We start from the raw sequence: 13,066 nt of genomic DNA, 5'->3' as shown, positions 1-13,066 counted from the left end.
TATAAATTAATAGACTAACAATTTATTAATATTAACTTAATATTGAGAATCTATTTTTACGCCGTTGAAAGATGATGGAATAGAAGATGGAAAAATGATTCTACTCGTATCATATCATCACAAGCGAAAAAGATAATTTATTTAAAATTCTAATGAAAAAAGCACTTTTACTCTTAGCCCTGATAGGTCCCGTCGTAGCGCTTGCGCAAAATAATAATGCGCCCTCCAGCTATGATCCACATGATATCAAGATTACGGGGTACCTTCAGACACAGTTTCAGAAAGCGCAATCTCCCGGAATTACGTCCTTTTCGGGTGGTGATTTTTCAAAGAATTCGGATAACAGGTTTATGATTCGCAGGGGACGTCTTAAAATTGACCGCGTGGATACGTACTCCAGTATTGTCTTTCAATTGGACGCTACTCAAGACGGTGTGCAACTGATGGATGCCTTTATTCAATTGCGTCACCCAAGCCAAAAAGGCCTAAGTTTAACGGCGGGTCTTTTCAATAGACCTTTTGGATACTCTATTGTGTACTCATCCGGCTATCGTGATTTTCCGGAACGGGCACGTGTATTTCAGACTCTGATGCCACGCGAACGTGATCTTGGAGGGATGGTAAGCTATCACCCTGGCGGTAAAGCTAAATTCTTAAACTTAGATTTAGCCTTGGTGAATGGTAGTGGCCATTCGGCTAAAGATTATGATTCCAAAAAAGATCTGATCGGTAATCTTGCTTTTAAATTTGATAGCCTAGCGGATAAAAAACTTCATTTGGGATTTGGTGCCTCATTCTATAAAGGTTCGGTTCGTAATGATACGAAAACTTATTATACGCCCAATAGCAATGGTTATACAGCACATACCAGCGACGAGAATGAAGGCAGGGCGATCGGTCGGAATTATTATGGTGCCAATTTACAGTTGGAATTTGATAGTAGCTTGGGAAAGTCCAGCTTTAAAACAGAATATGTTGCTGGTGATCAGCCAGGGGTAGCGGCTGGTGCCGATATCAAAGGGCCTTACGCAAGCAGAAGTTTTACGACCCAACCGACAACAGACCTTTATCAACGAAAATTTAACGGATATTATCTTTGGTTTACGCAAGAGATTGCTAAGACCGGTATAACTGCGCTGTTAGCGTATGACGTCTATGATCCAAATACTAAAGCAAGTGGCATGACAATCGGCATGCCTGATAATTTTACGGCCGACGGAGATGTTAAGTTTAGTACGTTGGGTTATGGTCTTGCATATCAGATTAACAATAGGATAAAATTGACCGTATATAATGAGCATGTAACGAACGAAACCACAAGTTTACCAAATTTTTCGGCTGATTTGAAAGATAATGTCTTCACAACAAGGTTGCTTTATCGTTGGTAAATTGACTCAGGCTACAATTTTATCGCAATGATCGGAGTTGATCGAAAGGATTCGTATTCCTGTGACTAATGCATTAGGGGGCGCGATTTGATTTAGATGTTGCGAGGGGACTAGATATTTTTCCGAATCCGGCTCAGGGATGATGCGGTAATCCCTAAATAGGATGCTAACATGGCTAATGGAACACGATTGGCCAAACCAGGGTAAAGCTTTAAGAACAGGAGGTAACGGTCTTTGGCATCGAGATTCATCATGGTATTTGCCGTTTTTAGCTTACTTTCCACTACAAAACCATAAAGTTTGGCCATTAACAATGGCCAAACTTTAATTTCCTTTTCAAGGAGCGTAAAATTGTCAAAATCAAGGCTCCAGATCTCGGTATCTGTGAGGGATTCTATATAGTCATTGGACGGTGTTCGATCCAAGAAGCTCTGAAGATCTCCAATAAAACGACCTTCATAGATAAAATAACGCGTAAAATCGTCACCTTTACTGTTGTAATAGAGCGAACGGAATACCCCCGATTCCACAAAAGCAATGCTATTGTTTATTTTACCGCAAGCGACAAAATAGCTTGACTTTGGAACACTTTTTTTTTCGAATGCCTGTCGAATTAAGTTCTCTTCTCGTAAATCGAGCTGTCCAAATTTTCGGATGTATTCCAGTAATTGCTCCATGTTACCTTTATATTACTTCGCTAAGTTAATCAATTCTTCACGTTGAGGTCCTGTTGATACCTCGTCAGTACCTCGATTGCTCCTTTCATCGAGCCATAGGCAGATGATCCCGGAAATGCAAAACGTGCGAGACCAGAAGAAATATTGATAATACGTCCACCATCGTTCAAATAGGGAAGAACTTTCTGCGTGAGAAAAAATACCCCTTTATAATGGATATTATAAGCTGTATCGAATTGCTCTTCCGTAGTTTCCATGAAAGGGGCATATAATGCTGTTCCGGCATTATTGATTAGGAAATCGAAGTTTGGTTGTCCTGTTTCTTGTTTTATATGCTGTGTAACTCCTTCGATGAAGAGATCAAAAGACTGCACATTACCTGCATCCAATTGGAATGCAGCTGCATGCTGACCTAAAGATTGTATCGTAGCAACTACATGATCTGCTTCCTCCTGATTGCTATTGTAGGTTAGAATGACATCGATTCCTTTTTTTGCAAGGCTAACAGCCATGTTTCTACCTAAACCACGGCTTCCGCCTGTTACCAATGCTATTTTACTTGTAGCCATTTTAATTTGTTTTAAAGATCCAACAGCACAAAGATCCTCCGAAAAGTTATACTTTAACTTGCGAAATACAAATGGATATTTGCGAAATTCAAATTATAACGATTGAGAACGAAAAATGTTTGGGGCAAAGCCGGTTTGCTTCTTGAAAAAATTGGAAAAATGAGCGATCTCCTCAAAGCCAAGTGAATAAGCAATCTCAGAGACATTCCAATCGGTTTGTCGCAGTAAAATTTTTGCCTCCTGTGTGACTCTGGCTGCAATGACATGGCTGGTTGTTTTTCCCGTATTTTCCTTTAAAATTTTATTCAGGTGATTGACATGTATGGCAAGTCGTTCCGCAAAATCATTAGCTGTCCGTAGTTGTAAACGTTGCATTGGAGATTCAATGGGAAATTGTCTTTCTAGCAATTCTATAAATAATGAGGTTATTCTATTAGAGGCATTATGTGTGGGATTTGTTATACTTTTGGGTTGCAGCTTTTGCCCATAATGAATGATCTCAAGAACATAATTTCGCAGCAGATCGTATTTAAAGACGTACTCTGAAGAAAGCTCTTTATTTATTTTTACGAAGATTTCCTCTATTTCAATACGTTGTTCTTCTGATAATTGAAAAATCGGAAGGCAGCCCGGTTGAAAGATAGGGAGATCATCTATGTTAACACCACTTTTATTTCGGGTTAGAAATTCATCGGTGAAAACGCAGAAATAACCCTTCTGATGCTCATCTTTCGGTATCCAATGGTAAGGAACTTTTGGGGTAGCAAATACAAGTGCTGATTCATCGATTTCGATCACTTTGTCGGCATATTCAGCCGTGTTTTTCCCTGTGATTAAGCTTATTTTATAGTACGTACGCTTATTGTAGGGCATGATCGGTTTATCTTTTAATGTAGCTGCAAGTTCCTCAAAGTTGAATACATTAAAATGACCAATCTCTCTTGCGATCTCTTTTGGGATGCTCGCATTGATCTCCTGATAAAACTGTTCAATGGAAGTTGTTTTCATTTAAACTCGATTTGCAATAATCAAATGTACTGGTTTTAAATTACATTCGATACTCGCAGTTATGTTTTTGAGATTTTGCTATTCTCATCTTAATGTAAATTGCAATATTATATTTTTCACAATATAATTTCTTGCCATACATTTGTACAAACAAAACAAATTGAAATATGAAAACGTTATATAACATCGGCGCGACAGCCAAAGGAGGACGAAACGGTCAGGTAAGAAGTGAAAATGGTGTACTGGATTTAGCTGTTCGTATGCCAAAAGGACTAGGAGGTGCGAATGATGATTATGCCAATCCAGAGATGCTTTTTGCTGCAGGTTTCGCTGCGTGTTTTGATAGTGCCTTGAATTTGGTCATTAGGTCAGAAAAAGTAAAAACTGGAGAGACTTCGGTAACTGCACATGTGAGTATTGGACAATTGGATAATGGTGGTTTTGGATTGGCTGCAGAATTACATGCAAATATACCTGGCGTAAGCTTAGAGTTAGCACAACAATTAATTGAAAAAGCACATCAAGTGTGCCCTTATTCAAATGCAACTAGGGGTAATATGGATGTCAAATTGACGGTATCAACTAACGAATAATATATGAATTATATTGCCAACGTGCTTACAGCACTCGTACTTTTAGAACATGTATACATTGTATGGATGGAAATGTTTGCTTGGGAAACTGCAGGAAAACGTAGTTTTGGAAAGGCTCTCCCGGCAGAATTATTTAAGCCAACGAAGGGGCTTGCTGCAAATCAAGGGCTCTACAATGGCTTTCTCGTTGCAGGTTTAGCCTGGTCTTTTTTTATCAATGACCCCATCTGGAGTCACAATGTACGCCTGTTCTTTTTAGGATGTGTCCTTGTTGCCGGTATTTTTGGTGGAATTACAGCGAGCAAAAAGATATTTTTTGTACAAGGAGTTCCTGCATTGTTGGCGTTGTTATCCGTTATACTCGTAAAATAAAAATATAATTATATGTCATTAATAGAAGATTTACAATGGCGTCATGCTGTGAAAGCATACGATCCGACAAAAAAAGTTAGTCAAGAAAATATAGATAAAATCGTTGAAGCAGCGCGCTTTGCACCGACTTCCTCGGGCTTACAGCCATTTAAAATATTGATTGTTGAAAATCAGGCATTGAAAGAAGAATTGGCAAAAGGAGCACTAAATCCAGACTGTATGCGTGAATGCTCACATGTGCTTGTTTTCGCTGCATGGGATCGTTATACAGAAGAACGTATTGATAAAGTTTATGATTTTACTACAGATGAACGGGATTTGCCAAGGGGACGCTTTGGCTCCTATACGGACAAGTTAAAATCTATTTATCTGAATGAAGCTGCAGAAAGAAATTTTGCGCACACGGCAAGACAGACTTACATTGCTTTAGGTTTAGCTTTGGCTCAAGCAGCGGAACTCCGCGTTGATTCCACGCCTGCCGAGGGCTTCGATAACCGCGTCGTGGATGAGGTTTTACAATTAGAAAAACATGGACTTAAAAGCGTTTCATTGATGTATGTTGGTGTGGCGGACTCTTCGAGAAATTGGATTTCGTCAATGAAAAAGGTTCGAGTACCCAAGGAAGAGTTTGTCGTTGAGTATAAATAGTTGATTATTCTCTTTCAATCCCTCGAAAACTCAATATCTTTGCAAGATGGATGATTTATTAAAATTAGATAAACAGCTTTGCTTTTCAGTGTATGTGCTACATAGGGAAATTATGCAGCAGTATCGAACTATTCTTGAAGAGATTGACTTGACCTATCCACAGTATATCACCATGATGGCTTTATGGGAGAATGATGAGCAAACAGTAAATCAATTAGGAACTAAGTTATTTCTGGATAATGGAACGCTTACGCCACTATTGAAGCGCTTGGAGACTAAAGCTTTGCTTACTCGAACACGAAGTAAAACTGACGAGAGGGTAGTCAAAATCAAACTTACAAAGCAAGGATTACAATTAAAAGAAAAGGCAAATTGTGTTCCCATGCAGATTTTTGAAGCCTTAAAGCTCGACTATGCTGATATGGTTCAGCTTAAAGCCTTGGCAGAAAAAATCGTGAATAATGTTGGAAACAGCTAGTTTTTATACGATATGATATCAAAAAAAAGGATTAAATACACCTGCCTGTATTTAATCCTTTTTTTTTGATATGGATTGTCTTGAGCTATAAATGTTCACGTGCCTTTTATTATACATCATTTTAGCATATTTCGGATTTTTTGACAGGACTATAATGTGGAGATTCGTGGTATGGAAAATGTCATTCAAAACATAGAAAATCTAGATTGGCCTGCGATTACAGAAGAAATGCATAAACAGGGCTATGTAGTCATTCCAAATCTATTGACAGATTTACAATGCGATCTATTAAAAAAAGGGTATAGCGATTCGACGCTCTACCGTAAAACTGTCGTTATGGAAAGGCATCGATTCGGATTAGGGGAGTATAAATATTTTGACTACCCACTACCTAAGTTGATTCAAACGATTCGATCTCAACTTTATTCCTATCTTACCGTCATTGCTAATGCCTGGTTTCGTGCGCTGAAAATCGATATATCATTTTCATTGAAACATGAAGACCTTTTGACGGATTGCCGTTTGAAAGGACAGGAAAAGGCAACAGTATTGATTTTGAAATATGGTCAAGGAGGTTTCAATACGCTACATAAAGACTTGTATGGAGCGGTTTACTTTCCGATGCAGGTGGTTTTGATGTTAAATGAGCCAGGAGTCGATTTTATGGGCGGAGAATTTGTATTAACACAACAAGTTCCGAGGGCTCAATCAAAGGCAGTTGTTTTGAAACCTAAAAAAGGTGATCTCGTTTTATTCGCAACAAATTTTAGGCCTGAGAAAGGACGAACGGGTTATTTTAGGGTTAATATGAAACATGGGGTGAGTGAAGTCACAGCAGGTGAACGCCATGCGTTGGGTATTATTTTTCATGATGCCGAAAAATAAATCCCACACAATGGAATGGCATAAAAATATTACAGATGCTTCATTGCATGCCAAGATTCGAGCGGGAGAAATTCACTTTGGTGGCAATGAAAAGCTAAAAATTTATGGATTGCTTTGCTGTATTTCGGGAAAACGGATGAAGCGGGAGAACAGGGTCTTTTTTTCCACTGAGCAAGAAGCGCTAAAACATCAATATCGCCCTTGTGGGCACTGCTTAAAAGCGAACTACGTTGAATGGAAGGAAGAAAATAAAAGATTTGATAAAGTGTAGTTCGCATTAAGTTTGATTATATAGAGAATCTAAGTAAATCAAATTTGGAAAAAGCATCTTATGTCAAATTCCTTGTATATTGTTGAATTTTGTGTTTATCTTGAGACGGGATTAATTATCGTAGATCAAAAGAAAAATGCGTTTATATTCGATTGCTGTTTATTTTATTTTTTCGGCTCTGCTGTTGATAAGCTGTGAAGAGGGGAGGCGAGATACTAAAGTATTGAGTTATATGGCTCATAGTGAACGAGACAGTGCCCGTTTGGATCTTAATCTTTTTGAGAACCGTTTTCATGGTAAATTGTTCTTTTATAGACCTGGAGGTGAGGTTGATTCGGGAGACATTCGCGGGAATATCCAAAAAGACACATTGCTTGGGGACTATTATTATACGCCATTTGGCTGGGGACAGAAAAAAAGAAGACCCTTTGTTTTATTAAAAAAAGGGTCTCTGTATATTTTAGGTACAGGAACGGAGCAAGTGTATATGGGAATTCCACATTATATACCTTCAACCGTCAATTTCCAAGACCCAAAGTTTATCTTTGAGAAAGTTAATCAGTAGCCCTAATCATCTAAAATAGGCGTCTACAGTATATTTTTTAAACGAATATATTGTAGTAGCATAATGGTTTTTCCATCTTTGATTTCACCTGTATCAATCATATGTAGTGCTTCTTCGATATTGATTTCTAAAATTTCAATATGCTCTTCCTCTTCTTCTAAACCACCGCCATCGCCAACTTTCATGTTATTGGTGTATTCTGCTATAAAAAAATGTAGAATTTCAGTTACAGAACCTGGAGACATATAAGCTTCAAAGATCTTTTTTGCTTCCTTAATCTGATAGCCTGTTTCTTCTTCTGTTTCCCTGCGTATACAGTCGTGGGGAGAATCTTGATCAAGAAGACCTGCACAAGCTTCGATAAGCATACCTGATTCATTCCCGTTGATGTAGGTGGGTATTCGAAATTGTCTTGTTAATATGACTGTTTGAGTACTGGTATTATAGAGTAAAATGACAGCTCCATTGCCACGATCATAAGCTTCTCGGCTTTGTTGCTGTATCGTGCCATCGGGTTTGCTGTATTGATAAGTCACTTTTTTTAAAGTGTACCAGTTGTCTGATAGAATTTCAGTTTTTACAATTTTAATATCTTTTATTGCCATTTTTAGCGCGTTAAAGTCAAAAGATAAAAATAAGAATTGCAATCCAAACTAAGCAGGAAAAACTAAGAGAAAGAAATCAACTGGTGCAATCCGACTGTGGCGAAGTAGCGTAACAACCAAAGCAGTAACTAGCATCAAAGAGAGGCACAAATTTGAAATTATTTTTTCTTTCTCTGGCCGTTCGTTAATGGAACCTTGGCCAAAGATGAAAAGAATTGCGTCCACTACAAGGTTAATAAATTCAAAAATCATTGATAATGGTATTTTTATGTGAAAATAACAAGTTTTTGTTTCGCAAATGGACTTGCTATTTATTTTTAACGGAAAAGTATTGGAGCAAAATTTAATTTATGCTAGGTATTGGCGAGCCTCAGTTCGTTCTAAAGTGCTTTGGATTCAGACCTGTATGTTGTTTGAAGAAATTGGAGAAGTAAGGAGAGTCCACGAAACCAAGTTCGAACGAAATTTCTTTGATAGATAGATCGGTTGCTTTTAACAATCGTTTTGCTTCCAAGATAGTTCGTTGCTGAATGAGCTGGCTTGGAGATACTTCGAGCTTTTGACGGCAGATTTTAGTAAGGTGCGGGGTGGATATATTAAGTTCTTTCGCATAGAAAGATACCGACTTCTCCTGCCGAAAATGGATATCAATTAACTCCTGTAACTTTAAGAGACGTGGATTGGATTCATTATTTTGTTCATTTTGGACTACCTTTTGTACCTCTTTGCTTAGTATCGATGCGATCACAGCTGTGCCAGAATAGATAATAGCAGGAACGCAATTGTGGTCCTCAAGTTCTTTTCTTATCGCATTAAATTCATAATAAAGTAGAGCAAATGTTTCGTTGGAGAGTGAGATAACAGGATTACGTTGATAGCAAGCGAATGAAAAACGGAAATTGGGCGAAAATTTCTCGAAGTATTCCCTATCGACCATCAATTGGAAGCCAGTGGTATTGGCCCTAATTTCCAGCTATGAACTTGCTTTGGAAACAGGATATGGATTTGATGACGATCAATGTGATAATCTTTAAAATCAATCGTATGAACACCTTCTGCTTGGTCAAAAAGTACCAATAAAAAAAAGTGATGCTGATGTGGACGCGCTATATGATGTTCACCACGTAATTCCGAGTATAGATATCCTTGATTACCTCCAAGCTGGTCTTTTCTAAATTCTTGAATATCTATTGTCGGAAATAACTCCATCGAAATGATTTTGAACCTAAATATAGGTGTTTTATTTTAAACCATCTTCCAATACCTGTTTGTTGATGGTGAATTCACGGTAGCCAAAGGCTCCGGACTTGTAACCAATAACAGCACCAAATTCAATGCTTTTTGAGGAAGAGGTTTTTGGGAATACAGAAGAGCGGTATACATTGCCCGCGGCTAAAGGTTTTTCGAAGACGCGAAAGTGTAGACCATCCTTTGAATAGGCTAGATAATTCATATCTGAGGTAAATCGATCGACGTTTCCAATTGCCAGACATAGAAAATAATACCCGTCAATATAAGAGCCTTGCAGATGCCAAGTCGAATATCCCTTGCTGAATTCTAGCCAAGGTTTATTCATAAATTCAACTTTCTTACTGTCGCGATAAGCGGTAAAATCTAAGCCATTTGTAGAAATACGCGATAGGATATTGGTCATAATTGGAGCTTTGTAGCTTGGCATGAAATCCACTTCGTAACTCGTCGTTAGGTTTTTCGAATTTCTCACAAATGTTGGTGAAAGGATATGGTTATCTTGGAAAGATGTAGGTTCATTACTATTATAAACGAGTTCCAGCGGTGTCCAGTCAATCCCATTTTTTGATGTTTGTCTTACAATAACACGTTCAGCTTCTTCATTTAATTTTTTATTGTTGTTTGCGCTTTTGGCACCCCATTTTTTTAAAATTTTGCTTGAGAAAAAGCAACCTCTATAATATAGTTCGAATTCCTCACCGTTGAAATTCCAGTCTACATCGGACCAATAACCTTGATTAGGGCTGCCGTCCTTTTGGATGAAAGAATCTTCTAGTGCCGGACGTCGTTGAATAGGATTTATTAATCCTGCCGGAGTAATCCATTCTTTTCCATCATTAGAAACTACCACAGTCGGATTTTCATAGAGTGAGGCGGTACGGTCTGACCCGATTATGCCAAAATATGGCGTAAATACCATCCAATATTTGTATCCTTTGAAACCGGCAGGGAAATATTCAACATCTGGGTGGCAATAACTCGCACTATTGCCAGAGATATCGCGTATCCAGCCTGGGAATTCTTCGCCGGGTTGGTTTGCATTGGCAATTGTATTAATTTTTATTGAACCTAGATCACTTGTGAAACCTGTAGGAATGGGTAATTTATCTTTTTCAATGACTTCGGGATCAGGTGGTACAATTCCTGGATGAATATCTCTTTTACAACCAATAAATAACAAAAATCCCAAAAAGAAATAGGCAATTCTCTTAAATGACATATAGAATCAATAATAAATAAATGATAGTATCTTACGGTCTTACTTTCCCTGTTAATCTTAGCTAAATGATAGCAAAAATGATCTATTTTTTTTATTTCTCAAAATCGATTTAAAAAAAATATTTTATATGTCGTAAATATTTGGTTTTCTGATTTATAAATGTCTTTTTGACTTGTATTTATGATGTGGAATCCGTCCTTGTACCCCTTGTTTAATTCATCAATTGCGAAAGATTTGAACGTGTAATTTCATTGACTTTAACAGCCAATCGTTTTCAGTAAGAACGGTTGCGTAGCGCAAGTTATTCATTGTTTCATGATCTTGTGGCTTAGTAGGGGAAATATGTTCGTTGGTGATGAAGTCAAGACCTTATTGTTCAGGTTTTAGACAATAAGTAAACTTAAGATTTAATCGTTAATTTTATGTTGTTATATCAATTAGTATACTCAAAATACGAATGATAAGGACAATTGATGATGGAAGATGGCCTACAATATACAATAGTTAAGCCTGATGAAGCGATCGCAAGTTTTGTGGATAGCTTTTGGTGTTTGCGTAATGAATCTGGCGTTATAAAGGAAACCATCGGTTTGCCAGATGGACGTGTTGATTTGTTTCTTTTCAAATCTTCTGAAGATAACTTTCGGATCGTTTTACTTGGTCTAGGAACAATGCCCCATGAAGAAGCGACTATTCCTATTGACGGACAACTATTTTGTATCAGCTTTAAATTGCTTGGAGCGGAGTATATTTTAAAAGAAAGTATTGCCGGTATCATCAATACGGGTAAGTTTCTTTCGACTGATTTTTGGGGCTTTTGTGAATTGGATTTAGTTGATTTTGACTTGTTTGTTGTTAAATCTGTGCAAATTATTAAGTCACTTCTTCCTTCTATGATTGATGAGAGAAAGCGTAAGTTATTTGAACTGATCTATCAGCGTAAGGGAGCGATTTCAGTTGCCGAACTCTCAGAACATATTTTTTGGAACAGCAGGCAAATCAATCGTTATTTTAATCAGCAATTTGGACTTTCTTTAAAGTCGTACTGTAATATTTTACGTTTTAGGTCCTCATTGAATCACATTGCAAAAGGGAAACTTTTTCCAGAGGAACATTTTTTCGATCAGACCCATTTTATTAAAGAGATTAAGAAATTTTCGGGAGTAGTTCCCAAAGAGCTGTTAAAAAATAAAAACGACCGATTTATACTATTATCATCACTTACATCTCAATAGTTTTGTTTTATGAATTTTCACTTGCGTCCTAAACGTTTAAAAAATGGCGGTGTTTTGATATAGCGAGATCGCTATATTTAAATCACAAAATTATAACACACCACCATGATAAATTTAAATGTTTTTAGTCAGATTTTATCTCTTATCGACCGCGAATTATTCAAAGATTTGGTTTCAAAGCACAAAAGTGACAAACATCAGAAAGGGATCAACAGCTGGACGCATCTAGTCAGTATGCTTTTCTGTCATTTTTCCTCGGCAGATTCGGTTCGTGATATTAGTAACGGTCTACGCAGTACCACTGGTAATCTGAACCACTTAGGTGTAGTAAGAGCTCCAAGTAAGTCTAATATATCCTATATCAACACACACCGTACCCATGAACTTTTCAAAGATCTTTACTATTCTGTTTTGGATAGGCTTTGGCAAAAGGACACCCATTTTCGCAAAGATCTTGTTCAGCTAAAGCGTAAAGTATATCTGATGGATGCAAGCATCATCCCCTTATGTCTATCTGTATTTGACTGGGCAAAGTTTCGCAGCACCAAAGGTGCCGTAAAGCTGCACACTGTCTTGGATTATGATGGCTGCCTACCTGTTTTTATGCAGATTACCGATGGAAAAGTACATGAGAGCCAGCGAGCCGGTAGTTACAGTTTTTCCAAGGGAAGCGTGGTGGTAGTGGACCGTGGCTACGTGGATTACAGCTGGCTTGGGGATTTGGACAGCAGGGGGTGTTACTTCGTTACCAGGAGTAAAGTTAATATGAAGTACAAGGTTATCAAGTCCTATCAGAGTGAAGCACTCATGGAAAAGGGGATCCTTAAGGATGAGCTCATTGAGCTATCCGGTGCTGCCTGCAATAAATACAACGGCAAGCCGCTACGCCTAGTCCACTTTTGGGACAGCACCACTGGCAATGAGTACCACTTTTTGACCAATAATACGAAGTGGAAGGCTTCTTTGGTGGCAAACATCTATAAACAACGCTGGCATATCGAAGTCTTCTTCAAGCATCTAAAGCAGCGCTTAAAAGTATCGACATTCATAGGGACTTCTGAAAATGCAGTGATGATCCAGATCTGGACTTCACTCATTGGCATATTACTGTTAAAATACTTACAAAAAAAGGCCAAATATGACTGGAACCTGTCCAATCTGGTCGCATTCATCAGAATGAATATCTTCGTGAAGATAAACATCTGGCAATGGATAGATGATCCCTTTCTCAGGCCGCCTATAAAAGGAAAAAAGGGACAGCTAAAGATCTTCGCAGATTGAAAAATAGGGGTCAATATCGAA

The 13,066-nt window shown here is 37.9% G+C and carries 17 protein-coding genes; 10 read left to right on the top strand and 7 right to left on the bottom strand.

What is annotated here, in order from left to right; all coding sequences use genetic code 11:
• The first annotated feature begins 152 nt into the window (after positions 1-152).
• The gene (locus AACH28_RS10295) at positions 153-1,388 is read left to right on the top strand and encodes a porin (protein WP_341832897.1); all 1,236 of its coding nucleotides are present in this window, start codon (positions 153-155) and stop codon (positions 1,386-1,388) included.
• A gap of 110 nt (positions 1,389-1,498) precedes the next feature.
• Here the strand turns inward: AACH28_RS10295 and AACH28_RS10290 are convergent, their stop codons facing one another.
• The 3 genes from AACH28_RS10290 to AACH28_RS10280 form a co-directional block, all read right to left on the bottom strand.
• Positions 1,499-2,065 (bottom strand): Crp/Fnr family transcriptional regulator, encoded by a 567-nt coding sequence (locus AACH28_RS10290; RefSeq protein WP_341832896.1) that lies wholly within the window; start codon positions 2,063-2,065, stop codon positions 1,499-1,501.
• 29 nt (positions 2,066-2,094) lie between these two features.
• Positions 2,095-2,634, bottom strand: a complete 540-nt coding sequence (locus tag AACH28_RS10285; protein ID WP_341832895.1) for an SDR family NAD(P)-dependent oxidoreductase — start codon at positions 2,632-2,634, stop codon at positions 2,095-2,097.
• Positions 2,635-2,727: 93 nt separating this feature from the next.
• Entirely contained in the window at positions 2,728-3,642 is a 915-nt protein-coding gene (locus AACH28_RS10280) for a helix-turn-helix transcriptional regulator (protein WP_341832894.1), read from the bottom strand.
• A gap of 167 nt (positions 3,643-3,809) precedes the next feature.
• Between AACH28_RS10280 and AACH28_RS10275 the strand changes: the two genes are divergently transcribed.
• The 7 genes from AACH28_RS10275 to AACH28_RS10245 all read left to right on the top strand — a co-directional run bounded on the left by AACH28_RS10275 (position 3,810) and on the right by AACH28_RS10245 (position 7,454).
• Positions 3,810-4,235: an organic hydroperoxide resistance protein gene (locus AACH28_RS10275; protein ID WP_341832893.1), complete on the top strand. Its 426-nt coding sequence runs from the start codon at positions 3,810-3,812 to the stop codon at positions 4,233-4,235.
• A 3-nt stretch (positions 4,236-4,238) separates the two neighbouring features.
• Entirely contained in the window at positions 4,239-4,607 is a 369-nt protein-coding gene (locus tag AACH28_RS10270) for a DUF1304 domain-containing protein (RefSeq protein ID WP_286752496.1), read from the top strand.
• A 12-nt stretch (positions 4,608-4,619) separates the two neighbouring features.
• Complete coding sequence (locus AACH28_RS10265) at positions 4,620-5,255, top strand: nitroreductase family protein (RefSeq protein ID WP_341832892.1); 636 nt, start codon at positions 4,620-4,622, stop codon at positions 5,253-5,255.
• Positions 5,256-5,301: 46 nt separating this feature from the next.
• Positions 5,302-5,733 carry a MarR family transcriptional regulator gene (locus AACH28_RS10260; RefSeq protein WP_341832891.1) on the top strand — a complete coding sequence of 144 codons (432 nt, stop codon included), beginning with the start codon at positions 5,302-5,304 and terminating at the stop codon, positions 5,731-5,733.
• A gap of 171 nt (positions 5,734-5,904) precedes the next feature.
• Entirely contained in the window at positions 5,905-6,618 is a 714-nt protein-coding gene (locus AACH28_RS10255; protein WP_341832890.1) for a 2OG-Fe(II) oxygenase, read from the top strand.
• Between the two features lie 10 nt (positions 6,619-6,628).
• Entirely contained in the window at positions 6,629-6,889 is a 261-nt protein-coding gene (locus tag AACH28_RS10250) for an Ada metal-binding domain-containing protein (protein WP_341832889.1), read from the top strand.
• A 232-nt stretch (positions 6,890-7,121) separates the two neighbouring features.
• Complete coding sequence (locus tag AACH28_RS10245; RefSeq protein WP_341832888.1) at positions 7,122-7,454, top strand: hypothetical protein; 333 nt, start codon at positions 7,122-7,124, stop codon at positions 7,452-7,454.
• Positions 7,455-7,477: 23 nt separating this feature from the next.
• Here the strand turns inward: AACH28_RS10245 and nudK are convergent, their stop codons facing one another.
• The 4 genes from nudK to AACH28_RS10225 all read right to left on the bottom strand — a co-directional run bounded on the left by nudK (position 7,478) and on the right by AACH28_RS10225 (position 10,529).
• Positions 7,478-8,059, bottom strand: coding sequence for a GDP-mannose pyrophosphatase NudK (gene nudK / locus AACH28_RS10240; RefSeq protein WP_286752502.1), 582 nt, complete (start codon positions 8,057-8,059; stop codon positions 7,478-7,480).
• Between the two features lie 370 nt (positions 8,060-8,429).
• Positions 8,430-8,996, bottom strand: coding sequence for an AraC family transcriptional regulator (locus AACH28_RS10235; protein WP_341832887.1), 567 nt, complete (start codon positions 8,994-8,996; stop codon positions 8,430-8,432).
• On the bottom strand, positions 8,996-9,268 hold the full coding sequence (locus AACH28_RS10230; protein WP_341832886.1) for a hypothetical protein: 273 nt from the start codon (positions 9,266-9,268) through the stop codon (positions 8,996-8,998). Before AACH28_RS10230 ends, AACH28_RS10235 begins: the two co-directional genes overlap by 1 nt.
• A gap of 31 nt (positions 9,269-9,299) precedes the next feature.
• Complete coding sequence (locus tag AACH28_RS10225; RefSeq protein WP_341832885.1) at positions 9,300-10,529, bottom strand: hypothetical protein; 1,230 nt, start codon at positions 10,527-10,529, stop codon at positions 9,300-9,302.
• Between the two features lie 473 nt (positions 10,530-11,002).
• Here AACH28_RS10225 and AACH28_RS10220 point away from each other — a divergent pair, with 473 nt between their 5' ends.
• A complete protein-coding gene (locus tag AACH28_RS10220) occupies positions 11,003-11,764 on the top strand; it encodes an AraC family transcriptional regulator (RefSeq protein WP_341832884.1) in 762 nt (253 codons plus the stop codon).
• A gap of 105 nt (positions 11,765-11,869) precedes the next feature.
• The gene (locus tag AACH28_RS10215) at positions 11,870-13,045 is read left to right on the top strand and encodes an IS4 family transposase (RefSeq protein ID WP_341830984.1); all 1,176 of its coding nucleotides are present in this window, start codon (positions 11,870-11,872) and stop codon (positions 13,043-13,045) included.
• The last annotated feature ends 21 nt before the right edge of the window (positions 13,046-13,066 follow it).

The organism is Sphingobacterium thalpophilum (assembly GCF_038396785.1).
GTDB classification, from domain to species: domain Bacteria; phylum Bacteroidota; class Bacteroidia; order Sphingobacteriales; family Sphingobacteriaceae; genus Sphingobacterium; species Sphingobacterium thalpophilum_A.
This window is presented reverse-complemented; position numbering and strand designations above follow the sequence as displayed.

Excerpts from the sequence above, each read along its gene's own strand:
- AACH28_RS10265 (WP_341832892.1), top strand. The coding sequence starts at position 4,620 with ATGTCATTAATAGAAGATTTACAATGGCGTCATGCTGTGAAAGCATAC.
- AACH28_RS10245 (WP_341832888.1), top strand. The coding sequence starts at position 7,122 with ATGGCTCATAGTGAACGAGACAGTGCCCGTTTGGATCTTAATCTTTTT.
- AACH28_RS10230 (WP_341832886.1), bottom strand. The coding sequence starts at position 9,268 with ATGGAGTTATTTCCGACAATAGATATTCAAGAATTTAGAAAAGACCAG.
- AACH28_RS10235 (WP_341832887.1), bottom strand. The coding sequence starts at position 8,996 with ATGGTCGATAGGGAATACTTCGAGAAATTTTCGCCCAATTTCCGTTTT.
- AACH28_RS10215 (WP_341830984.1), top strand. The coding sequence starts at position 11,870 with ATGATAAATTTAAATGTTTTTAGTCAGATTTTATCTCTTATCGACCGC.
- AACH28_RS10260 (WP_341832891.1), top strand. The coding sequence starts at position 5,302 with ATGGATGATTTATTAAAATTAGATAAACAGCTTTGCTTTTCAGTGTAT.
- AACH28_RS10295 (WP_341832897.1), top strand. The coding sequence starts at position 153 with ATGAAAAAAGCACTTTTACTCTTAGCCCTGATAGGTCCCGTCGTAGCG.
- AACH28_RS10290 (WP_341832896.1), bottom strand. The coding sequence starts at position 2,065 with ATGGAGCAATTACTGGAATACATCCGAAAATTTGGACAGCTCGATTTA.
- AACH28_RS10270 (WP_286752496.1), top strand. The coding sequence starts at position 4,239 with ATGAATTATATTGCCAACGTGCTTACAGCACTCGTACTTTTAGAACAT.
- AACH28_RS10275 (WP_341832893.1), top strand. The coding sequence starts at position 3,810 with ATGAAAACGTTATATAACATCGGCGCGACAGCCAAAGGAGGACGAAAC.
- AACH28_RS10220 (WP_341832884.1), top strand. The coding sequence starts at position 11,003 with ATGATGGAAGATGGCCTACAATATACAATAGTTAAGCCTGATGAAGCG.
- AACH28_RS10255 (WP_341832890.1), top strand. The coding sequence starts at position 5,905 with ATGGAAAATGTCATTCAAAACATAGAAAATCTAGATTGGCCTGCGATT.
- nudK (WP_286752502.1), bottom strand. The coding sequence starts at position 8,059 with ATGGCAATAAAAGATATTAAAATTGTAAAAACTGAAATTCTATCAGAC.
- AACH28_RS10280 (WP_341832894.1), bottom strand. The coding sequence starts at position 3,642 with ATGAAAACAACTTCCATTGAACAGTTTTATCAGGAGATCAATGCGAGC.
- AACH28_RS10225 (WP_341832885.1), bottom strand. The coding sequence starts at position 10,529 with ATGTCATTTAAGAGAATTGCCTATTTCTTTTTGGGATTTTTGTTATTT.
- AACH28_RS10285 (WP_341832895.1), bottom strand. The coding sequence starts at position 2,634 with ATGGCTACAAGTAAAATAGCATTGGTAACAGGCGGAAGCCGTGGTTTA.
- AACH28_RS10250 (WP_341832889.1), top strand. The coding sequence starts at position 6,629 with ATGGAATGGCATAAAAATATTACAGATGCTTCATTGCATGCCAAGATT.